Source organism: Bradyrhizobium diazoefficiens (genome assembly GCF_016616885.1).
GTDB classification, from domain to species: Bacteria; Pseudomonadota; Alphaproteobacteria; order Rhizobiales; family Xanthobacteraceae; genus Bradyrhizobium; species Bradyrhizobium diazoefficiens_F.
The window spans coordinates 1,641,665-1,663,644 of record NZ_CP067102.1; the positions used below are offsets into that span (position 1 = coordinate 1,641,665).

16 protein-coding genes and 2 pseudogenes are annotated in these 21,980 nt (G+C 59.1%); 13 read left to right on the plus strand and 5 right to left on the minus strand.

Translation table 11 applies throughout. The features are described from left to right. Positions 1-3: 3 nt before the first annotated feature. Together JJC00_RS07630 and JJC00_RS07635 are read left to right on the plus strand one after the other, a co-directional pair. On the plus strand, positions 4-1,311 hold the full coding sequence (locus JJC00_RS07630) for an FAD-dependent oxidoreductase (RefSeq protein WP_200472059.1): 1,308 nt from the start codon (positions 4-6) through the stop codon (positions 1,309-1,311). Between the two features lie 36 nt (positions 1,312-1,347). After that, positions 1,348-1,644, plus strand: coding sequence for a ferredoxin family protein (locus JJC00_RS07635; protein WP_200472060.1), 297 nt, complete (start codon positions 1,348-1,350; stop codon positions 1,642-1,644). A gap of 238 nt (positions 1,645-1,882) precedes the next feature. Here JJC00_RS07635 and JJC00_RS07640 read toward each other — a convergent pair. Continuing rightward, a pseudogene (locus JJC00_RS07640) lies at positions 1,883-2,393 on the minus strand (carboxymuconolactone decarboxylase family protein); the annotation flags it as partial. 6 nt (positions 2,394-2,399) lie between these two features. After that, on the minus strand, positions 2,400-2,954 hold the full coding sequence (locus JJC00_RS07645) for a peroxiredoxin (RefSeq protein WP_200472061.1): 555 nt from the start codon (positions 2,952-2,954) through the stop codon (positions 2,400-2,402). An 810-nt stretch (positions 2,955-3,764) separates the two neighbouring features. Here JJC00_RS07645 and JJC00_RS07650 point away from each other — a divergent pair. Together JJC00_RS07650 and JJC00_RS07655 are read left to right on the plus strand one after the other, a co-directional pair. Beyond that, complete coding sequence (locus tag JJC00_RS07650) at positions 3,765-4,007, plus strand: hypothetical protein (RefSeq protein WP_200472062.1); 243 nt, start codon at positions 3,765-3,767, stop codon at positions 4,005-4,007. Between the two features lie 1,301 nt (positions 4,008-5,308). Continuing rightward, positions 5,309-5,515: a cold-shock protein gene (locus tag JJC00_RS07655; RefSeq protein WP_200474022.1), complete on the plus strand. Its 207-nt coding sequence runs from the start codon at positions 5,309-5,311 to the stop codon at positions 5,513-5,515. 665 nt (positions 5,516-6,180) lie between these two features. On the opposite strand, the gene modC is transcribed toward JJC00_RS07655, so the two are convergent. The 3 genes from modC to JJC00_RS07670 all read right to left on the minus strand — a co-directional run bounded on the left by modC (position 6,181) and on the right by JJC00_RS07670 (position 8,763). Next, complete coding sequence (gene modC / locus JJC00_RS07660) at positions 6,181-7,347, minus strand: molybdenum ABC transporter ATP-binding protein (RefSeq protein WP_200472063.1); 1,167 nt, start codon at positions 7,345-7,347, stop codon at positions 6,181-6,183. Then, on the minus strand, positions 7,344-8,027 hold the full coding sequence (locus JJC00_RS07665; RefSeq protein ID WP_200474023.1) for a molybdate ABC transporter permease subunit: 684 nt from the start codon (positions 8,025-8,027) through the stop codon (positions 7,344-7,346). Before JJC00_RS07665 ends, modC begins: the two co-directional genes overlap by 4 nt. A gap of 79 nt (positions 8,028-8,106) precedes the next feature. After that, on the minus strand, positions 8,107-8,763 hold the full coding sequence (locus tag JJC00_RS07670; RefSeq protein WP_200472064.1) for a hypothetical protein: 657 nt from the start codon (positions 8,761-8,763) through the stop codon (positions 8,107-8,109). Positions 8,764-9,248: 485 nt separating this feature from the next. On the opposite strand from JJC00_RS07670, the gene JJC00_RS07675 reads away from it, so the two are divergent. The 9 genes and pseudogenes from JJC00_RS07675 to pimD all read left to right on the plus strand — a co-directional run bounded on the left by JJC00_RS07675 (position 9,249) and on the right by pimD (position 21,896). Next, complete coding sequence (locus tag JJC00_RS07675) at positions 9,249-9,797, plus strand: hypothetical protein (RefSeq protein ID WP_200472065.1); 549 nt, start codon at positions 9,249-9,251, stop codon at positions 9,795-9,797. Between the two features lie 885 nt (positions 9,798-10,682). Continuing rightward, complete coding sequence (locus JJC00_RS07680; protein ID WP_200472066.1) at positions 10,683-11,918, plus strand: acyl-CoA dehydrogenase family protein; 1,236 nt, start codon at positions 10,683-10,685, stop codon at positions 11,916-11,918. A 429-nt stretch (positions 11,919-12,347) separates the two neighbouring features. Next, positions 12,348-13,208, plus strand: coding sequence for a MaoC family dehydratase (locus tag JJC00_RS07685; protein ID WP_200472067.1), 861 nt, complete (start codon positions 12,348-12,350; stop codon positions 13,206-13,208). 1,142 nt (positions 13,209-14,350) lie between these two features. Further along, complete coding sequence (locus JJC00_RS07690; RefSeq protein ID WP_200472068.1) at positions 14,351-15,508, plus strand: M24 family metallopeptidase; 1,158 nt, start codon at positions 14,351-14,353, stop codon at positions 15,506-15,508. A gap of 18 nt (positions 15,509-15,526) precedes the next feature. Next, positions 15,527-16,690 carry a M20 aminoacylase family protein gene (locus tag JJC00_RS07695; protein WP_200474024.1) on the plus strand — a complete coding sequence of 388 codons (1,164 nt, stop codon included), beginning with the start codon at positions 15,527-15,529 and terminating at the stop codon, positions 16,688-16,690. 248 nt (positions 16,691-16,938) lie between these two features. After that, positions 16,939-17,049 (plus strand): annotated as a pseudogene (locus JJC00_RS38700) (transposase domain-containing protein); the annotation flags it as partial. Between the two features lie 574 nt (positions 17,050-17,623). Continuing rightward, positions 17,624-18,484, plus strand: coding sequence for an acyl-CoA thioesterase II (gene tesB / locus JJC00_RS07705; protein ID WP_200472069.1), 861 nt, complete (start codon positions 17,624-17,626; stop codon positions 18,482-18,484). A gap of 943 nt (positions 18,485-19,427) precedes the next feature. Continuing rightward, complete coding sequence (gene pimC / locus JJC00_RS07710; RefSeq protein WP_200472070.1) at positions 19,428-20,618, plus strand: pimeloyl-CoA dehydrogenase large subunit; 1,191 nt, start codon at positions 19,428-19,430, stop codon at positions 20,616-20,618. A 135-nt stretch (positions 20,619-20,753) separates the two neighbouring features. Further along, entirely contained in the window at positions 20,754-21,896 is a 1,143-nt protein-coding gene (gene pimD, locus JJC00_RS07715; protein ID WP_200472071.1) for a pimeloyl-CoA dehydrogenase small subunit, read from the plus strand. Positions 21,897-21,980: the final 84 nt, after the last annotated feature.

Genomic DNA, 21,980 nt, shown 5'->3' on the forward strand with positions numbered 1-21,980 from the left:
ATCATGATCGAGGAAAGGTTCGATGCAATCGTTGTCGGCGCCGGCATGGCGGGCAATGCGGCGGCACTGACCATGGCCAGGAAAGGCATGAAGGTGCTGCAGCTCGAGCGCGGCGAATATGCCGGATCGAAGAACGTTCAGGGCGCAATACTTTATGCCGACATGTTGGAAAAGCTGATCCCGGAGTTCCGGGAGGACGCACCGCTTGAGCGACATCTGGTCGAACAACGGTTCTGGATCATGGATGATCGCTCCCATGTTGGGCTGCATTACCGCTCGGAGGATTTCAATGAGGAGCGGGCTAACCGGTACACGATTATCCGGGCCCAGTTCGATAGCTGGTTCTCCTCAAAAGTGCGCGAGGCAGGCGCGACCGTGCTGTGCGAGACCACCGTCACCGATCTTGCGCAGGATGCCTATGGCAGAGTCATCGGTGTTCGTACAGATCGCCAGGACGGCGAGATCCACGCAGATGTCGTGGTGCTGGCCGAGGGCGTGAACGGCCTGCTCGGCACGCGTGCGCGCCTGCGAGACCGCCCCAAACCTAACAAGGTGGCCCTCGCGGTAAAGGAAATGCACTTTTTGCCGCGCGAGACCATCGAAGCGCGTTTCAATCTGAGCGGCGACGAAGGCGTTGTGATCGAAGCTGCGGGTACCATTTCCGGCGGTATGACGGGGATGGGCTTCATCTACGCCAATAAGGAATGCATTTCGCTCGGGATCGGGTGTCTTGTCGCAGACTTCCAACGCACCGGACGGACACCCTACGAGCTGCTCGACCACTTCAAGCGCCACCCGTCGGTCGCGCCCCTGATCGAGGGGTCGGAGGTCAAGGAATATTCAGCGCACCTCATCCCGGAGGGCGGCTACAAGGCAATCCCGCAGCTCTACGGAGACGGCTGGGTCGTGGTCGGTGACGCGGCGCAGCTCAACAACGCCATTCATCGCGAGGGGTCCAACCTTGCGATGACGTCCGGACGGATCGCGGCCGAAGCGATCTTCCAGGTGAAATCGCGCCGGCTTGGCATGACCGCGGAAAATCTCGCGCTCTACAAGAGGATGCTGGATCGCTCCTTCGTCTTGAAGGACATGAAGAAGTACAAGGACATGCCGAGGCTGATGCATACCAACTCGCAAAACTTCTTTCTGACCTACCCCCAGCTCATCTCCAAGGCGATGCAGACCTACCTTCGGGTTGACGGTACGCCAAAGTCTGAGAAACAGAAGTCGACGCTGAAATCCTTTGTCAATGCGCGGTCCTGGACCGGGCTGTTCGGCGACGCATTCCGCTTCGCCCGCGCCTGGCGCTAATTCTTTGAAACACAACTCGAATCAACGAGGCTGAATATGAAAATCGAGCGATCAGTGCGTGTCGAAGACAAATTGTTTTGCAACCGCTATCTTGTGGACGCCGGACGTCCCCACATCAAGGTGCGTGCGCATACCAGGCCTTCGCCGCAGCTTCTTGCGCTTTTGAGAGCCTGCCCCGCGCGCTGCTATGACCTTAATGACAAGGGGCAGGTCGAGGTCACCGTCGACGGCTGCATGGAGTGCGGCACCTGCCGCGTCATCGGCGAGCCCACCGGCGACATCGAATGGGGCTATCCGCGTGGCGGATATGGGGTGTTGTTCAAGTTCGGGTGAGGGCAGTTATGATTGCCGCCGTGTTATCCGCCCGGCGGAGAAGATCTCGCGGCGGAGCTAGATCGCCGTAGCTTGCGTGCGCCAGACGAAAGTCGACCAACGCCCGAATATTTGGCCGTGAGAGCGCTTTCGGCGAACTCAGCTCCTGGATATGGGCTTCCACGTCGACCATGCCCGGAGAAGAGGGGCAAAAGGTGCAAAAAGGTGGACTACTCGGCCCCTTGCGGGTGCCATGCCGTGCCGCCTCGATCGCAACGGCAACTGAATGCACGATCACGGCAAAGCGCACGGCCGTTTGAATTGCGTCCAAGCTGACACCGGATTGCCGCAGCGCCTTTTCATGGGCGGTCCATGCAGGCACCGCACCCATTGATTGCGCTTACCGCCAGTGCCAACACCTTGAAATCGGCTCTGTCTACTTGAGATCGCCCAACACGTTCATGCGCAGCCGAGCAGGCATTGTCTTGTTTTCCGGGTTGGAGGCTAGGTGAGTGAAGCGGTACCAGACGGTGTTCATCGCCATGACGGATGCTATGGATTTCGCCGCCTCGACCGCCGCTGCGTCATCACCACGCCTGCGGCGGCTTATATTGCGGCCGTCACGATCGGATTGCGCGGCGATCGCGCTCGCCAGCAGCAATCCATGTTTGCTCTATGGTGACAGGGTTCGTCCGCCGTCATCGACGCCACGTTGAGCCTGACATCCTTGGCGAAATCGGGAATCTGCCTTGCAGCTGGTCGATGGACATGTCCCCTCAAGCGACTTTCAACGTCTCCCCGCCGATCTCGCGGTTGCAGGGGCAGAGCTCGTCAGTCTGCAGGGCATCCAAGACGCGCAGCGTGTCCTTCGGGCTGCGACCGACATTGAGATTAGTGGCATAGACATGCTGGATGGTATTCTCAGGATCGACAATAAAGGTCGTGCGATGGGCAACGCCATCGGCCGAGCGGCCGCCAAGACCGTCGACGAGCGCGCCGTCCGTGTCGGCAAACTGCCAAATCGGCAGATGGTGCAGGTCCTTGTGCTCGCGCCGCCAGGCAAGCTTGCAGAACTCGTTGTCAGTCGAGCCGCCCAGCACGACCGCATCGCGGTCGGCGAAATCCTTCGCCAGGCGGGCGAATTCGGCGATCTCGGTCGGGCAGACAAAGGTGAAATCCTTAGGGTAAAAGAAGATGATCTTCCATTTCCCAGGAAAGCTCCCTTCGGTCAGCGTCTCGAATGCGCTCTGTCCCTTCTCTTCATGCAAGTGAAAGCCGGGCTTTACCCCGGTGATTTGGAACGACGGCAACTTACTTCCAATTCCAAGCATTGTGTCCCCACTGTGTACTTCGGGCGAAGCCCTCTGATCTCGCGCCATCAGCGAAGCAAGCGATGTGCCATGAGATCGCTCGGCTTAACTGTCGCTCCTACAACATTCCTTTCGTGGTTATGACGGGTTCAAGCCATGCTGTGACATCAAAGACCGCGGCTCCTGAATTCAAACCGTCTTGGACCAGCAGATCCGGAGAACGAAGATCTATAGCAAGCTCCGTCGACAGCACGCGACCAACAAGACAGGTGCCCGACCCCGATCCGTGAGCAGGTCCGCGACGATGTCCACGGCGAGAAACAGAATAAGGCTGGAAGCAAGGTCCTGAGCTTGACCACAGCAAGCACTACGGCTCGAGTTGCAGCCCAGGGCAGGGAGTTGTGACCGCAACTAGTCCTCGGCGCGATCGAGGTCTCTCGGCGCTGGGCACCTGGGGTTTGGGCTGCAATACACCGTCAAGTCGCGCGGTTGAATGAAGCGGTGCATCGTCGTCTGCTTGGCCTGCAAATCACCATCAAGCGATTTTTCGATAAGGCTTTCCTCCGGAGCGTCTGGGCGGAGCTGGAGGGAATGATCCCGTTCCTGTGGGAACAGGAAGTGCTACCGACTAAGCTCAGGCCAATAGGCATGCCCTTTGCTGTTGACGGTGAGCGATACACGTCGAGTCCACTGCGATGAGGGCGCATTGTATCTCATTCATTATTCCCGCTGGGCAATGCACTTGGCCTGGTCCGAATGAGCCTGCCCATACCCCAGCCCAAACCAAATGCCGCGCAGTGAGCGCTATCAGCATAGGAATCAGGAGACCAGATGATCAAGGCCAGGAAGGAAAGAGTCCGCGAACTAATTCGGTCGCTCGAAACGGTCCAAATGCGAAGTCAGGCTCTCGGCAAAGAAGTGAGTACGCTCGAAGGCAGGTCGTCCTCCCTGACCGGGACCGGGACTGGTAAGAACGATGCAGCGCATTCCCGGCGCGAAGCCAGCGACGACATCCAGAACGCCATCGATCACATGAGGGTCGCTGTCGGTGATGACAGCCATGTCGGAACCTAAGGCAGCACCCAAGCCGCACCAATCATTGCTGCCCTGTCAGGCTCTCGCCCAGGCGCTCCTCATGGAACGCTGGTGAGCAGCCGTGGCTAGAACGGCACGCTCCGGCGCCCCGCGCGGCTGGCGATTGACGCTACGGGCAACAGGCGCTTGATCTGCCGCCAGGTTTGGCCGTGCGATGCACACTGCCAGAGAACGACAGTGAACGACGTATTGACCCACCCGTTGACGGCGGTTCCTTTTGAGACGCGACAAGTTTTTCAGGGGAGAAGCGATCGACGGCAGCCCGGTTGATGTTGGTAAATCACCCTTTATCGCCACGCGATAGTCCGCGAGTTCCACCGCGAACGAACGGCAGCGCACGCGCAGTACAGCCGATCGAAGCTGAGATCACATTGGCTATCGTTTGGCTGTCGACGATGTGGCCGACCCGCTACTCATGTTCGGAGTCGCAACAGAGACTTGGCCGCAAGGGAGTAGAACCTGCCGCTGCGGGGCAGCTGACAACGCTCGAGGGAGACCGGCGCTCGCGTCGGCGATTGTGGAGCACTGTTGGGGAAGCGAGGTTAGGCGCGGGAACTGCTATGACGCCAATGGCTATGGCGTTGCTGTTCTCGTCGCCGTGCTCACCGGCGTACCTTCAAGCGGAATGACCTGGTGACTAGCCGCCAGAATCCCGCGAGTCCACCAGCTAGCCTTTTCTTGAGAATGGTCCAGATCTTGCGAACCCGTGAATTGCCCCGCTCGTCATTGTGTCTTCCAGAACCTCGGGGCGATGTCGACGACCTGAAGCGATCTCGGTGAAACGTAAATATACTTATGAGTTGTGAGACCCTCGCATGTCCAGTTCGACGATGAAGTCCCGGGATAGAGTTGCGTGCATGACGAGTCCGATATGTTCGCGACTCTTGGTCCGCAGGCGCAGCGGGAGCCGATGGGATCCGACAGCACTGTGCCCGCAATGCATATTAGGCGGGCGACGGCGCCCAGATGTGGCTCAGGGCGTCGATAGTCGCCGTGGCGGTGGTCGGGGGCCTCGGAGCAGCGAAAATGCTGGCCTCAATCCGGGTGGGCTTTCATTGCGGAACGGCCTCGCCCACACAGAATACGGGTTGGCCCGCCTGTCCTCCGATCTGATTGTCTGGGCGCGATCAGTGGAAATCACGAGTCTGGCTCAAACCTTGCAACAGGCGAGACGAAGCCGGACACATGGTACGGCGCTCGGTGCTAAGCCCCGCCGGTCACGGCGGCGGCCGTCTGCGCTCATGGAAGCTCGAGTCTGAGCACTGTTGGAGATTGTGAAAGTGGCGATAGGCTTTGTGAAGTGGTTCAATCCTGAAAAGGGGTACGGATTCATCAGGCCCGAGGACGGCACCGCTGACGTCTTCGTTCATATATCGGCGGTTCAAAAGGCGGGATATACAACTTTAGCTGAGGGCTCGCGCGTAAACTACGAGCTCGTCCCCGGCCGCTCCGGCAAGATGTCGGCTGAAAACCTTAGCGTTGGCTGAAGCGGGACTTCTGCCGTTGTTGGGCCAGCGCATCGGGAGGAGAGCCTAGTGTGCCACCCGTTCAGTTCAACTGACGTGTACGTCAGGCCCCTTGGACATCTGAAGCTGCTCGATGATCCATCCTCATGAAATTCCGGGAGCCTCAGCTCGTCCAGCCATTCGCGTTGGTCGATTGACCAACGCGGCAAGAAGCCGCCTTCGATCGTACGCGGCGTACGCCGGTGTCGAGCGCACCGAGAAAGTGATCGTGATGCGGGCGCTTCGGCGTACCTTTGAAGCAGCATCCAGCTTCCATCGCATTGGTCGAAGTGCAGCTTGAACGAGCAGCGCTGAGTGCTGAGCCGTAAGCAGGTTAGCTTGACCGCTCCAGTTAAGGCGATCGGAGAGGTCCGCCGACGGTCGCAGGTAAAGCTTCAGTATTTTCGGTATTATAGATAAGAAGACTCGAACGAGTTTGGCCTTGAGGATGGGGAATGCCATTGCATCGCGCCTCCTCTTGGAGATTGGGCCGATCAGAGCGACACCCGATCGATCGCGCGAGGGTCTGAGCTAAGTCCGTAGGCAATCGAGATCATGTTCCAGACGGTCGAGAATTGCCTCGACGGAATTGGAGGCGGTGCACGCGAGGTTGGCCATCCAGATCTTGATTTTCTTACTGGCTAATTTTAAGCAGCGACGCTTGCCTGTCCGGCATCTCCTGCTGACGTGGAGGATTCTGGGGCTTGCGATGGCGCTTCAGAGGCCGAGACCAGCGAGACGTGCTTGAGCTGGGCGTATACGTCCATTCCGTCCTTGAGCCGTAGCGTATCAAACGCGTAACGCGTGATGCGCGCCAAAATGTTCGTACCTGAGCCGCCGGTGCCAAGCGCAAGAACCAGAGTGATCTCGGACGCGCCAAGCGGCAAACAAGCTTTAATCCGCGCCGGAAAGACATTGAGGATGGTGCTTGAGCGCGGAGCTTCGCGCGAGACGCTGACGTCGGTGGCTGCGATGCGCAGCCGCTGGTGTACGCCGGGTGCAAGCGGCGCCGCCGGCACCAACAGCCGCGCACCTTTGAGGCGGAGGATGAGCAGCCCATAGCGCCCGTCATAGCCGCCGACCATGGCATCAAGGCTGACGGCGGCTTCGTGGCTCGCCGCAAGGGGCAGCGCTGGATCGCTCTGCAGGATATGCAACGGCCCGGCTGCGGTGATCGTGCCACGCTCCATCATCACGAGGTGATCGGCGAGATGTTCGATTTCGGCTATGTCATGGCTGAGGTAGATCGTCGGCACGGCGAGCTTATTATTCAGGCGCTTAAGACATGGCAAAATCTCACTCTTGGCGCAGCGATCCAGGGTGGCAAGCGGTTCGTCCATCAGAAGAACTCTTGGCTGAGATAACAGCGCGCGGCCGATAGCGACGCGCTGCCGCTCGCCGGCGGAGAGATGCGCTGGTGAGCGGTCGAGCAGTGGCGCTATACCAAGCCATTCGACCACTTCATCAAACGCAATCGACCTCGACATAGGTTTGGGCGCGGCGTATAGCAAGTTGCGCCTGATCGACAAATGCGGAAAGAGGCACGGCTCCTTAAGGACATAGCCGATCGGACGAAGATGTGGCGCGCGGAACGTCGTCTCGTCCTGCCACAGCTCGCCATCGATAGCGCAAAAGCCGGTCGACAAACGCTCGAGTCCCGCAATGCAGCGCGCCACCGTGGTCTTGCCGCAACCTGGCGCCCCGAAAATCCCTGCCACGCCTTTGGCCGGTATGCTGAACTGCGTATTCAGCGGGAAGCGAGCGCGCTTCTCGCTGAACGCGACTTCGATCCGGCCCGGTGTGGCTGTCCTCACGTGCTCCTCCGTCCGAGGTATTTATCGATTAAGGTCAAGATCAGGATGACGGCAAAGGCGAACATCAACATGCCGCCGGCAACCAAGCTTGCCTCGTGCCAGCGTGATGCTTTGATATATTCGAAGAGAAAGGCGGACAGTACTTTGGTACGGCCAGGAATGCTGCCGCCAATCATCAGCACGATCCCGAATGCGGCGACTGTATGCGCGAAGCCAAGCACGGCGGCGGTAAGAAAAGCCGGTCGCGCCAAAGGTAGTGCGACCGTAAGGAAGGCATATGACGGAGAGGCGCGCAGAGTGGCCGCAACTTCCAGCGGTCTGTCGCCCATGGTAGTGAAGGCGTTGCAGATAGGCTGCACGACAACAGGCAGCGCGCTCAATACCGATCCGATAACGAGCCCTGCGAAGGCGAACGCAAGCGTGCGCTCGCCCCAGAGAGAGGCGAGCAGGCCGCCCGGACCGGTCGGGCCGAGCAAGGCCAGCAGATAGAAGCCGAGCACCGGTTGCGGCAGCATTGGTGGCAGTACGATGATCGTCGCCACGGCCTCGCTCCACGTGCTCTTCGAACGCGCTAGCCACCACGAAAGCGGCGTACCAAGTATCAAGAGGATCACGGTCGTGATACTCGCGAGCTCGATTGTTAGTCTGACCGACACCCAGATCTCTGAAAGGCCTTCCATGCGTGTCAACTTTACGATTGCCGCACGGAACCGCGGCGCGCGATGCCTGCGTCCTTTGAGAAGATCGATGAGGGCGGGTCTACCCTTTAAGCCAGTCGCCAAAAGCGGCGTGCTGCCGGAGAGGATCAGGAGACTCCTGCGGTCCCAACCAGCAAGCGCCGGTTCCGCCATCCGTAAGCTCCGAAAGCGCGACGAATGTCGGCTTGACATTGGCAGTCGCGGTAAATTGATTGGATTGCGTGTTCGTCGTCTCGACCCGCGCTTGTTGCATCGCTTCACGAACGCCGAGCGCTTTGATCTCTCTCGGTGGAGTTGGCTCAGGACACGGTGCGGCCGGATTGCAGGTACATGGTTTTGTCAAACAGGGGTTCTTCAGCGTCTTCGCACGACCCACAAAATCTACACTCGATATCCACGGTAGGAAGCAGCTGGGCGCTTCTGTGAGGCAGCCGTCGGAATCCGCAAGATCGTTCTCAATCAATTTGCAAAGACAGAAGCGATTACTTGAGAGAAATTCCTGCAATGAGACGGTTTGTGTGATCTGCCTGAAAGACTCTTCGCTCGCGCCACAGCACACGATCGTCTCGTGCCGGCTCTTCGTTAGTGCCGTTCCAATCTCTTTGGTCTGCATCGGCGCATCCGTGGCGTGCGCCATGGTGATGTTCGCAGCTTCCGGATTTCCAACCACCAGAAGCATCGGAATGGAACTAATGAGGGAAAACCGGGCAAGCGTCATTGCAGACTCCTGAGATGGGGCCGCTGCGACCACGCTGGCAACGGCGATTCTTTGCTCCATTCCAGCAAGCGGCGTGCCGCCCGCGGAGTATGGTTCTGTGCGCTGCTTAAGATGTGAACCAAGTGCTAGTACAAGCTAGGCCCCGTGAAGCGATGAGTTGCCTTGTCAGGTTTCCGACATCGGCGGCTTCAACCAAACGCCGACGGCGGGCAAGATGGAGGCTGAAGATGATAACGGCTTCCTCCTGATTGTGTGAACGTCTGCTTGGAGATGACGTGCCCCATGATGACCTCCAAACCGAAGCGTTTAGCCTCCGGCGTGCGGGCGCTTGCTGGAGATTGTGGTAGCCATGTCCTTCCACTGAATCAGCGATGAAGGGAAAGCTGCCGGTATGGGGTGGATCGCCTCGGAGGAACCCGGGATGCGCCAAATGATGGGCCGATAGGCCTTGGCAGAACCGATCTTCGCCAAACATGAGGCTGGCGATGAATGCAGAGGATTGGGCGACGGCGCTTTTCGGCGTTCGAGGAGGCCGTCGCGGCGGTTCCGGAGCGAGTCCAATTTCCGCGTGGTCCGCGCGGATCGCGGATCTGGTGCTCCTTAAAATGCACGACACGCGGTCCGGCTTGCCATTCGTGCACGAATTTCGGGACGCGATCGACCAAAAATCAACGGTTCGGACGGCGGCGGCCATGCGCCGACTCTTCGATCCGGCAAGGGACAACGTTCTTGCCGAGGCCTTTGCGATGGCAAGGTGTTGTCAAGACACATCCTGGCCTTGGATCCTTCGCAAAAAGCCGACTGCCCCAAGTTCGTGTCCTATGGATCGGTCCCGCAGTACTACTACGAGAGCGGCAAAAACGGTTCGCGCGATCAAGTTGGTTGAGCTGAAAACGACGTCCCTGGACGGTGCGGAGCTTATCGCGGACGAAACAGAACAGCCTGTTCCGGTCCTCATTGCTCCAGTCACGGCCATCTACAACAGCGAAGTGGCTTTTGACAGCGGTTTCTATGCGGTGCAAAACGAGTCATAGAAAAGCTTAAAGCGCAGTTGGAGCAGGAGGAAAACATGAAGAGGAGCGATGCTCGAAATCTGTCTATCGTCCAATTCGTCCGTCGCCTCTGCCGAACCTCGAAAGTGGAGCCCACACAATACAGCGGTGGATTGTTTGCGGCAACTTGCAGGTCCGGACCTTGCCGGCGCCTCGATCCTGATGTCGCCCTTTTTGCCTATCCTCGCGCAGACGTTCGAGTTCTGCCTCGAGAGGAAGTAGTCGTTGTTAGACGGCCTGTGTTGTCTGTTGTCGTATTCAGCCAAGTCCAGTTGAGACTTTATGTGTGACAGGGGCGGCTGCATGCGGCGCCTGTCTGAAGTGCGGAACACGTGGAAAACCACCTTGTGCTGATCCATTGTGTGCTCGAACGGCGCATGGCGGAGTGCAGCATATCGGGGATCGCGACAAGCGTGCAAATAGTGATTTCGATCAAGGGGCAGAATGGCGCATCTGAACCCCGCTCTTCCGTGTTTTCTGCCTTGCAATTGCATAGGCACTCGCGGTTAATCTGCCGCCTTAAGGCGAAGAATTATTCAAAGATCAGCTCGCGCGTGCAGCCGAAATCGTCATTCACCGGGGTGACAAGTAATCACGATGTCGCACAGCATAGTCCGCCAAACCAGACACCGGCCTAATGCCATCGGCTGCAACGATAATGGCGGCCGAGACATTCTCACTGCATGAATCAACTCCCCAAGTTTGGGAGTTGCATGTCAAGTCTTTGTATGAAATTTCACTTGAAGACGAACTTATCAATGCGCAGCTTGCCCGCGCTAGAACCTGGTCCGCCATGCCGTCTCGAAGTGTGAGACAGTGTTGGATCGCGACCGGGCGGGAGAACAGTGCCGCAGGTAAGGAGCTTGCATGGATTTCACGGTATCGGCGAAACAGAAGGAATGGCTCGAGCGCGTGCAGTCCTTCATGACCAAGCACGTGCGTCCAGCAGTGCCAATCTATAACGAGCAGGACAAGAGCGGCGACCGCTGGAAGGTCATTCCGGTCCTCGAAGACCTCAAGAAGAAGGCGAAGGCCGAGGGCCTATGGAACATGTTCATGCCGCCGAACGAGCATGAAGATGATGAATTCCGCGGCGCGGGATTGACCAACCTCGAATACGCGCTGCTGTCGGAGGAGATGGGCCACATCTCCTGGGCCTCGGAAGTGTTCAACTGCTCCGCGCCCGACACCGGCAACATGGAGGTGTTCATGCGCTACGGCTCCAAGGAGCAGAAGCGCAAATGGCTGCGTCCGCTGATGGACGGCGAGATCCGCTCTGCCTTCCTGATGACGGAGCCGGCTGTCGCGTCGTCCGACGCGACCAATATCGAGACCCGCATCGAGAAGGATGGCGATCACTACGTCATCAACGGCCGCAAATGGTGGTCGTCCGGCGTCGGCGATCCCCGCTGCAAGATCGCGATCCTGATGGGCAAGACCGATTTCAGCGCCGCAAAACATCAGCAGCAGTCGCAGATCCTGGTTCCGCTCGACACCCCCGGCATAAAGGTCGAGAAGATGCTGCCGGTGTTCGGCTTCGACGACGCGCCGCATGGCCATGCCCAGGTGCTGCTCGAGAACGTACGCGTGCCGAAGGAGAACATCCTGCTCGGCGAGGGTCGCGGCTTCGAGATCGCGCAGGGCCGCCTCGGACCGGGTCGTATCCACCACTGCATGCGCACCATCGGCAAGGCCGAGGAAGCGCTGGAGAAGATGGTGAAGCGTCTGATGTCGCGCACCGCCTTCGGCAAGAAGATCGTCGAGCATTCGGTGTGGGAGCAGCGCATCGGCGAGGCCCGCACCAACATCGAGATGACGCGTCTGCTCTGCCTCAAAGCCGCCGACATGATGGACAAGGTCGGCAACAAGACCGCGCAGGCCGAAATCGCCATGATCAAGGTCGCAGCTCCCAACATGGCGCTGAAGATCATCGACGAGGCGATCCAGGCGTTCGGTGGCGCCGGCGTTTCCGACGAAGCAGGGCTCGCGCGCGACTACGCGTCGGCGCGCACCATGCGTTTTGCAGATGGTCCCGATGAAGTGCATTACCGCGCTATAGCCAGATTTGAACTTCGCAAGTATGCCAACGGGTCGGTGAAATAGGTTCCTATGGGACCCCGAGAAACAGTCGGGGGCCCCACGTTGGCTGACGATATCTACAAGGACAAGGAGTGCTCAGCCAGAGGGGCTCACTCATTGTCACGCGGCCGAGCGCGGTGTTCTCTCGCTCTCGGTCTAAGCCAACCACGCCGGCCAGCGCAAGGTCCGACAAATGTTGTTTGTCGCTCGGGCGCGTGACGCTTCAATGGCTGTGACGAGTAACAGCTCGTCTGATTACACGCCCGCGATGCATAGGGGGAAGTCGCAAACCGGACATGCGTCCTCAGGCGAATAACGCGCGTCCGATCATCAGTTGGCTTGCTGGCACGCGACTTGCCGGCGAGTATGACGGCAGCAAGGCCGCCCGCTAGCACGAGAGCGGAGGCGCAACAAGGACCACTGTCAATGGGACTCGGAGAGGAGGTGTGAAGGATGCCGATCAACTACAAACAGCTCATGGCCATGAAGAGGCTCGATCAGAGATACAGTTATGGGGACCGCGAGGCGATGCTCTACGCTTATGCTATCGGCATGGGGGCCGATCCGCTAGATGAGAAGGAGCTTGCTTTTGTGAACGAGGCGAGAGCAACAGCGCGACCGCTGATGGTGGTGCCGACCTTCGCCTCGGTAGCTGCTTGGGGCGCGCGGCCCGGCGAAATGAATCTCACCCGCATGACGGTGGTCGATGGCGAGCGCGACATCACCTTTCACAGACCGCTTGCAATCGCGGCGGACATCACCGCGGATTCCTCGGTGCTTGCGGTGTTCGACAAGGGCAAAGACAAGGGCGCCGTGATCCGGCACCAGACCGTGCTGAAGAGCGCCGGCGGCGAATTGCTAGCGACGGTTGTCGCCTCAGTCTTCGCACGAGGCGATGGAGGATTCGGTGGGCCGTCGGAAGGCCAGCCCGAGCCGCATCAGGTTCCAACGCGCGCGCCTGACATAACATTTGATATTCCGACCCGACCCGATCAGGCACTCATCTACCGCTTGTGCGGCGACCGCAACCCGCTGCACTCGGATCCGGAGTTCGCCAAACGCGCCGGCTTTCCCAGACCGATTCTGCACGGCATGTGCACCTATGGGATTACCTGCCGCGGCGTTTTGCAAAGTTACGCCGATTACGACCCTGCTGCGTTCAAACGCCACGCGGCGCGGTTTTCCTCGCCGGTGTTTCCCGGCGAGACTGTGACACTGGAGTTGTGGAGGGATCGTGACGTGATCTCGTTCGAGGCCAAGGTGAAAGCGCGCGGCGTCACGGTAGTCAAGAACGGCATGACGTTGCTCGGCTAGACGGCGGACGTGGTTGGTGACCACAGGATCGAGATCCTATCTCTAGCGACTCATCCCTTAGCAAATCGCGAGGCAGGTAAGGCCGAGCCCAGCTCACGCCGCGGATGGAGGTGAGCCGTGCGCAAAGCTGCTCGGCGCGAGAGCGCGTCTGTCGTGGTCAACGATCTCAGGAGGCCATAGGTCCGCCGCGGAGGCGCAGCTGACGGCGAACATGGTCGAGGCGATCAACCCAAGAGTGGCCATGTTGTTGCCAATGGCGGAGAGACCAACGCCGAAGACGTCTGTGTTCCAACCATGCGATCAGACATTCGGCGCGGCGAGATGTCAACGAGTTGGGTTCCCGGCAATCAGAGCTGTGATCTCACTGCCCATCACTCCTTGGGAGTGCGACGCTTTTAATATGCTCTGCCCTGAGATCTGCGCGCGCGGACCGAGCTTTGAACGCAGCTTCCCTGATCTGGTCGGGGGAGACCTCCGTAGAGACATATTATTGGCCTATTGAGCTTTCAGGAGCGCGAAGCGCGCAGCTCGCTCAGACGGCCAAAGTAGAACAAATCAGCGACTACTTGACCGTGAGTGTCCGTCAACACAGCGCTGCACTGTTCCGGTTGCCTCACGCACATTTCGGCGCTACTCGCAACTCTTTGCTGCAGCGCCATCCCGGCGATGTATGGAGTCGCTCCCCCAACATCCCGCAGCCAATCTTGTGCGACTGGCCGCGCCGCATGTTCTTTCCGGAAGCGCACGTGGCGGTTCGCGTCGAAGTTCCGACATTCGGTACAGGGCCGTCAGGTTCGAGACACCGGACGCTCTGAAGAGTTGTAGGAGTTTACAAAGCGCAATCAGTCGCCTAATGCGCGCTGATGCTGCTGGCACGGTCGTTGCTATTGAGATGTAGCAACGCAGGGTGAGGCCGAGTGCGCGTAAGCGCGCAAGACTAGTATGCTCTTCTTTGAACCCGTGCCTGCTTCTGACAGAGAGGGATGATCGCGCATAAAGTTGTGCAACTTTTGGCAGTAGCTTTTGGAGAGCAACTTGGCGCTGTGCATCGGGTCCCTGACTTGGTCGATTGAGGTGGACAGCTGGCTGCGTGGAGAGCGTAAGTCTAATCTCGCCGGAAGCAATGGAGGTGAGTTGTGGCCATGACAACATTCTCCGCGAATACCTTGACCATTGTCCCATTCCCGCCCTCGGAGTACGAGCGCCGGCATCAGAAAGTGCTCGAGGCGGTGGATCGCGCTAAACTCGACGCTCTCTTGGTCACCGCGCACGGTCACCTCAGATACCTCACCGGATATCACGGATTTGGAGGGTACTTCGCGCCGTTCCCGTTGATCCTCGCGCCGGGGCGGCCGCCGACATACGTTGTCCGAGAATACGACGTGGAGGCGGTTCGCGCGGAGGGGTGCGTCGGCGAGATCGTCCCGTACACCCACGAGAACGAGTTTGCGAAGGTCTGTAGTGATGTCCTTCGGCGGTATGGACTGCAGGTCCAGAGGGTAGGCCTCGAGCTCGGCTGCTGGAATCTCGCGCCGGCCGATGTGAGTGCACTTCGTGTGCAACTTCCCGACTTGAAGATCGCTGATGCGAGTCGTCTGGTAGCGTCGGTAGCAGCCGTAAAAAGCGAGCTGGAGCTCAAGGTGATGCGCGAAGCGATGACCATGACCGATCTAGCCGTGCGCACGTTTCAGAACTCACTGCACGAGGGCGTCACCGAGACAGAAATCTACACGACCATTGTGGGAGAAGTGAGCAAGGTTGGCGGTGAACTTTGGCGGTCTTCTACCTTGGTATTCGGCGAGCGGACGAAGGTGCCGCACGGCAGTCCGATGCGCCATCCGATCCGAAGCAATGAGCCTGCGATGGTGGAAATCGGCGGCCTGAAGCACGGGTACGCCGCAGGGCTGGTCCGAGGCGCGGTGCTTGGTCGGCATCTTGAGACCGAATCTCTGCACGCCCTATCAGAGGAAGCCCTGGAAGCGGCAATTGCCGCGATCAAACCGGGCGTAGCCGCCGGTGCGGTGGACGCCGCCGCGCGTCAGGTGATCGAACGGGCTGGCCGCTCGCGGAGCTTTCGCCACCGCGCCGGATACCAAACTGGCATCCATTGGACGGAACGCGGTAACCTGAGCCTGGAGCCAGGAGCGGAAGACATTCTCGAGGCCGGTATGACCTTCCACATGCCATTCATTCTGTTCGGGGAAAGCGGCTACTTAAATGGGTGCAGCGAACACGTCGTGGTGACGGAGCGCGGCGCAGAAATACTCAGCAATACACCACATACCCTCTATCGCGCTTGAGTTCTAAGGGTGGCAGCCTTGCACAGCGTTGAAGCTTTTCGGCATTTGCAGCTCGAGGCAGTCGAGTGGCGCCGCTACCTGCACGAAAATCCCGAGCTCGACTATCGGCTATACAACACCGCGAGCTTTGTGGCAGCCAAGTTATCTTCGTTTGGTATTAGCTATATCGAAACGGGAATAGGGATAACCGGTATCGTCGCACTAATTCAAGGCAAAGGCGGAGAAGGACGCACGATTGGGTTGAGGGCCGACATGGATGCCTTACCAATCATTGAAGCGTCAAATAGACCGTGGTCATCAAAAATTCCTGGCAAAATGCACGCATGCGGCCATGACGGTCACACGGCCATGCTGCTGGGCGCAGCAAAATACCTAGCGAACACCCGCAACTTCAAAGGCGCCGTTGCCTTGATCTTTCAGCCCGCGGAAGAAGATGGACTGGGCGGCCAAAGGATGGTCCAGGAAGGGATCATGGACCGTTTCGGTATCTCGCAGGTTTTTGGCATGCACAACGCGCCGGGCATGGAGGTAGGCAAGTTCGGTATTTGCGATGGGCCAATTCTGGCGGCGCTTGATGAGTTCGACCTAGTCGTGAAGGGCAGGGGTGGACATGCCGCGAAGCCGCAGGAGACGGTCGATCCGGTAGTGATTGCAGCACAAATCATTCTCGGCCTACAAATCTTGGTCTCGCGCAACACGAGCCCGATTGAGGCGCTCGTGATCTCTATCACCAAGTTAAACGCGGCTCAGGCCTACAACATCATTCCCGATCACGTGGAAATGGCCGGCTGCGTTAGGACCCTCGTACCCGAACTGCGGGACTTCGCCGAAACACAGATTTTGGCATCCGCTCAAGGTATTGCGCGCGGATTTGGCGCGGATGTCGAGTTCAAGTACTGTCGATCCGGACCGGTCACCTTCAATCACACGGAAGAGACCAATATGGCGATCAACGCGGCACGTAAGATCGTGGGGCCTGCCGGCGTGGACGACAAGATCAAACCGCGAATGGGCTCGGAGGATTTCGCCTATATGCTTGAGGCACGGCCGGGCGCCTTTATTTTTATTGGTAATGGATCGGCCGCCGGCTTGCATCACCCGGCATATGATTTCAACGACGAAGCCCTGCCTTATGGAATTGGTTATTGGGTGAACCTGGTCGAGACGGCACTCGCCGCATGAAGCCGAGTCGGGCGGAGTGGCCACATGCTTGATCCTCCCAAATTGTGCAGAGGCGCAAGAACGGCGCGTAGTTACAAAATCACGGCGTAAAGTTTTAAAAATGGTGCGGCTTCGGCTGGGACCGCTACTAGTTGACACTGTTGCGCACCATCCTAAGAACTAGGCGCGCGAACTCGAACCGACCAAACGCCGGTCAGCGAAAAATCTGGGGGAAACGACCCGCTCGGCATAGTTCGGCGGCGGCATGAACCGCCAAGCTCAATAGCATCGCCCCACAGGCTTGGCTTGCCGACGTGCTGGCGCACCTATCGGATCCTCCTGCCAAGCACATTCACGAACTGCTCCCTTGGAGTTGGCAGCCTCAAAGCATCGTCTATTCGGTGCTCGACGCGCGATATGCCCCCTGCGATGGCCCCAGCCGCCACCGCCCCAGCCGCCATGGCCGAAACCGCGCGGCTGAAGCCGCAGAGTGAGCGGCAACTTCCTCAGAAAGTTGCGGGCTCACGCCGCTTAAGCGCGATCGACCTTCCGCCAAAAACGGTCTAGCCGGGGGCCGTCGTCGGATGCGTACGTAGAGGCATGGCTGCGCGATATGAATCAAATGGCTTCCGTCTGTTCGGGCAGGGCTCGCACCGCTTCTTTACGGCACGCCGATTGCTTGGGGGGTGGTGCCCCCGTTATGGCAATGGCGGCATCAGTCCTCGACCCAAGAGTTCAAAATGAAATTTCTCGCGAATCAATGCGATCGACGCAAACTATTGATCGCGGACCGTTGACTCAGAGTGGGTGGAGACGGTGATAGCGAAACAGATGGAAGGCAAGGGTCCAAACCCGCCGACGCCGTTAAACCGGGGCGGCCCCCAATAGAGGCGCTCCTCAGATTCACGTTCGTGGCTTTGCCTGGACCAAGCCCGAAGAAACCGAACAAAGTAAATGCCAAAAGCCATCATCGACCTACTCTCCATTCTCGACCTTGAACCGGTCGAAGTGAACCTCTTTCGCGGTACCAATCCGAACACCAGCTCGCAAAGGGTGTTCGGTGGCCAAGTGATCGGACAGGCCATAGCCGCGACATGCCGCACGGTGGAAGGGAGGCTGCCGCATTCGCTGCACTGCTATTTCATCCAACCCGGTGATCCACAGGTGCCCATCATCTACCAAGTCGAACGCCTGCGCGACGGCAAGAGCTATTCGACCCGGCGCGCTACTGCGATGCAGCATGGGAGAGCGATCTTCTCGATCATGGTCTCATTCCACGCCGACGAGGAGGGCGCCTTCAATCACCAGGACAAGATGCCGGAAGTCGAGCCGCCTGAAAAATTCTCGGCAGAGGAACTCTCCAGACAGCGAGTATTTTCCGAGATGCCGGAAATCATTCGCCGCTATTATGAACCTGACCGTCCAGTCGAATTGCGCCCGGTGGAGATTGGCCGCTATTTCGGTGAGAGTATCCACGACGGCCGCATTCACATCTGGATGAAGACCGCAGCGAAGCTGCCGGACGATCCGGCGTTGCACATATGCGCGTTGGCTTATGCCTCGGACTTATCACTGCTCGATGCGGTGATGGCGCGCTATGGCCGCACGCTGTTCGACGGGCGTATACTGTCGGGAAGCCTTGACCACGCCATGTGGTTTCATCGGACATTCCGCGCCGACGAGTGGCTGCTCTACGCGAAGGAGTCGCCAAGCGCTCAGGGCGGACGCGGCCTCACGCGTGGCCTGATCTTCAAACCCGACGGCACACTGGTCGCTTCCGTCGCCCAGGAAGGCTCGGTACGCGAGCGACGTTAAGCTTTCGCGCGCGTAAAAGTTACCGCTTCTACAGTCGCGCTCGTGGTTGCTAAGGCAGCCACGCTGCGCCCGTAGGCAATGCACAATTGCCTTTCTGAGCACAACAAACAAGGGTGCCGCGGATCGAGCCTGTCAGGTAAGTGGATTCCGAGAATGCATCTCGGATTTGGACTTGAAGAGTGGTGCAGGTTAGTCGAGATCTCCTTGCGTTGAGCGCGTCTCGCAGCTAACGGAAGTTCCGCCGCGCCTCCACTTGCGCCAATATCTGCACCTATAGTGTTTTGCGGAATCCGACCGCTGATCCTTGTCCGATTTCGAACAGCGGGCAATACCGCTGCAGAGTTCAAAACAATGGTGCCATTTCTCGCATTCAAACTGTTTTCGAAGTGAATCAAGAGCTTTATGCTTTTTGAATGCGGTTGGCACGGCCGTTGCTATTGAGAGGCGGCAACGCCGAGTGAGGGGCCGAAATGCATTCGAACGTGCAGGACCAGCGACACTCTCGTCCTGCAGGGCTTCTCGTTTGAAAGAGAGCCGCACGCGAGGGAGCGGCCGCGCACGCTTTGTCAATCCGTTGATGGAGAGCAGCAACATGCTTTCAGCCAGAGAAATCGCGCTCTGTCGCAGAAATGCTAGAGAGAAATCGTACGCTTCCCAGGGCACGGGAATGGGATCGGCCGAGAAGGGCGCAAGATACTGTTGTATCGCGGGGATCTCTGGACGGGTTCGATGCTTTGCATCGGCCCGAAAAGATGTTCGAAAATTTTACACGCGTCCTTTGCCCTTCGCCAGCCCTCGGCGGTACACTCCCCAGTTTGATTACATTGAGGCGGCCGCAATGGGCGATCCACAGCGCTTTCCGGCCGATCTCACCGCCGGTTTCGTACGCCTTAAATTTGCGATCTCGATGCTTCGGTATTGAAACTGCTCACAGGAGAATCTGGTGGATCTTGCGTTCACAAGGCAGGAGCAGGCGTTTCGTGAAGAAGTGCGGCAATTCCTGCGCGACAACGTGTCGCCGGAGATGCGGCGCAAGATGGTCGAGGGCCGCCATGTCTCGAAAGAGGAGATGGTCGCCTGGTGGCGCATTCTCAATAAGAAGGGCTGGGGTGTCAGTCACTGGCCGAAGGAGTATGGCGGCACGGACTGGAGCTCGGTGCAGAACTACATCTTCAAGGAAGAACTGCAGATGTATCCAGCGCCAGTGCCGCTCGCCTTCGGCGTCAGCATGGTCGGCCCGGTCATCTACACCTTCGGTAACAAGGAGCAGAAGGAGAAGTACCTACCCCGCATCGCCAATGTCGAGGACTGGTGGTGCCAGGGGTTCTCGGAGCCCGGCGCCGGCTCGGACCTCGCTTCGCTGAAGACCAAGGCGGAGCGCAAGGGCGACAGGTGGATCATCAACGGCCAGAAGACCTGGACGACGCTCGCCCAGCACGCCGACATGATGTTCTCCCTCTGCCGCACCGATCCGTCGGCGAAGAAGCAGATGGGCATCTCCTTCATCGTCTTCAGCATGAAGTCGAAGGGCGTCACCGTACGTCCGATTCAGACCATCGACGGCGGCCACGAGGTCAACGAAGTCTTCTTGGACAACGTCGAGGTGCCCGTCGAGAACCTGATCGGCGAGGAGAACAAGGGCTGGGACTACGCAAAGTTCCTGCTCGGCAATGAGCGTACCGGGATTGCGCGGGTCGGCGTCTCCAAGGAGCGGCTGCACCGCATCAAGGAGCTGGCCTCGAAGGTCGAGTCCGCTGGCCGCCCGATCATCCAGGACGCCGCCTTTCGCGAGAAGCTGGCGGCCTGCGAGATTGAGCTCAAGGCGTTGGAATTGACCCAGCTCCGCGTCATCGCGCAGGAAGGCAAGCACGGAATCGGCAAGCCCAATCCGGCGTCCTCGGTCCTCAAGATCAAGGGCTCGGAGATCCAGCAGACCACGACCGAGCTTCTCATGGAAGTGATCGGCCCGTTTGCCGCGCCTTACGACATCCATAGCGACGACGGTACGAACGAGACCATGGACTGGACCGCCCAGATCGCGCCGAGCTATTTCAACAACCGCAAGGTCTCGATCTACGGCGGCTCCAACGAGATCCAGCGCAACATCATCGCCAAGGCGGTGCTGGGGTTGTGATGCGCTGTCATTCCGGGGCCCGCGGCAGCGCGAACCCGGAATCTCGCGCCGTCACCTGTGGATTCCGGGTCCACGCGCCAAGGCGCGCATCCGGAATGACGGAACAAAAGTTTTGGGTACGAGGAAGCAAAGAACATGGATTTTGATTTGAACGAGGAGCAGAGGCTCCTGAAGGACAGCATCGACGGCCTGCTGACCGATTGCTACGATTTCGAGAGCCGCAAGAAGTACATGGCGGAGAAGGGCGGCTGGAGCAAGGCCGTCTGGGGCAAGCTCGCGGAGCAAGGCCTGCTCGGCCTGCCCTTCGCGGAGGCCGACGGCGGCTTCGGCGGCGGCGGCGTTGAGATCATGATCGTGATGGAAGCGCTTGGCAAGGCGCTGGTGCTCGAGCCGTATCTCGCAACTGTCGTAATCGGCGGCGGCTTCCTGCGGCATGCCGGCTCGGATGCGCAGAAATCGGCACATCTGCCGGGCATCATCGACGGCAGCAAGACGCTCGCATTTGCCCAGCTCGAGAAGAACTCGCGCTATGATCTCTTCGACGTCACCACGACCGCGAAGAAGAAGGGCGATGGCTGGGTCATCGACGGCGAAAAGTTCGTCGTGCTCAACGGCGAGAACGCCGACACGTTGATCGTCACCGCGCGCACCAAGGGCGACCATCGCGATCGTAATGGCATCGGTGTGTTCCTGGTCCCCGCCAACGCCGAGGGCCTGAAGAAAAAGTCATATCCGACCCAGGATGGCCTGCGCGCCGCCGACATCTCCTATTCGGGCGTCGAGGTCGGCGGGGAGTCGGCAATCGATGACCCCCAGGATTCGCTCGCGCTGATCGAGCGCGTGGTGGATGGCGCCCGTGTCGCGCTGTGCGCGGAGGCGGTCGGGGCGATGGACGAGTCGCTCAAAACGACCGTCGAATACATCAAGATGCGCAACCAGTTCGGGGTGGCGATTGGCTCCTTCCAGAGCGTGCAGCACCGCGCCTCCGACATGTTCGTGGCACTGGAGCAGGCGCGCTCGATGTCGATACTTGCGACGATGGCCGCCGATTTCGACGATCCCACCGAACGCTCGAAGGCGGTCGCCGCGGCCAAGGTGCAGATCAGCAAGTCGGGTAAATTCATCGGGCAGCAGTCGATACAGCTCCATGGCGGCATTGGCGTGACCATGGAGGCCAAGATAGGCCACTATTTCAAGCGGCTCGCGATGATTGAAAATACCTTTGGTGATGCCAGTTATCATCTCCGTCACGTTGGTGCGAGCGGCACTCTGGTCTGATCGGTGTTGCCGCTAGTGCAAAACCAGATTGCCGTTGATCTGAACGGCTTGCGGCTCGCCTCCGATCGTACGCCGTTTTCGGCA

What these genes read in the sequence shown, in the direction of transcription:
- JJC00_RS07630 (WP_200472059.1), top strand. Translation starts at nt 4, where the DNA reads ATGATCGAGGAAAGGTTCGATGCAATCGTTGTCGGCGCCGGCATGGCG.
- JJC00_RS07635 (WP_200472060.1), top strand. Translation starts at nt 1,348, where the DNA reads ATGAAAATCGAGCGATCAGTGCGTGTCGAAGACAAATTGTTTTGCAAC.
- JJC00_RS07645 (WP_200472061.1), bottom strand. Translation starts at nt 2,954, where the DNA reads ATGCTTGGAATTGGAAGTAAGTTGCCGTCGTTCCAAATCACCGGGGTA.
- JJC00_RS07650 (WP_200472062.1), top strand. Translation starts at nt 3,765, where the DNA reads ATGATCAAGGCCAGGAAGGAAAGAGTCCGCGAACTAATTCGGTCGCTC.
- JJC00_RS07665 (WP_200474023.1), bottom strand. Translation starts at nt 8,027, where the DNA reads ATGGAAGGCCTTTCAGAGATCTGGGTGTCGGTCAGACTAACAATCGAG.
- JJC00_RS07670 (WP_200472064.1), bottom strand. Translation starts at nt 8,763, where the DNA reads ATGACGCTTGCCCGGTTTTCCCTCATTAGTTCCATTCCGATGCTTCTG.
- JJC00_RS07675 (WP_200472065.1), top strand. Translation starts at nt 9,249, where the DNA reads ATGAATGCAGAGGATTGGGCGACGGCGCTTTTCGGCGTTCGAGGAGGC.
- JJC00_RS07680 (WP_200472066.1), top strand. Translation starts at nt 10,683, where the DNA reads ATGGATTTCACGGTATCGGCGAAACAGAAGGAATGGCTCGAGCGCGTG.
- JJC00_RS07685 (WP_200472067.1), top strand. Translation starts at nt 12,348, where the DNA reads ATGCCGATCAACTACAAACAGCTCATGGCCATGAAGAGGCTCGATCAG.
- JJC00_RS07690 (WP_200472068.1), top strand. Translation starts at nt 14,351, where the DNA reads ATGACAACATTCTCCGCGAATACCTTGACCATTGTCCCATTCCCGCCC.
- tesB (WP_200472069.1), top strand. Translation starts at nt 17,624, where the DNA reads ATGCCAAAAGCCATCATCGACCTACTCTCCATTCTCGACCTTGAACCG.
- pimD (WP_200472071.1), top strand. Translation starts at nt 20,754, where the DNA reads ATGGATTTTGATTTGAACGAGGAGCAGAGGCTCCTGAAGGACAGCATC.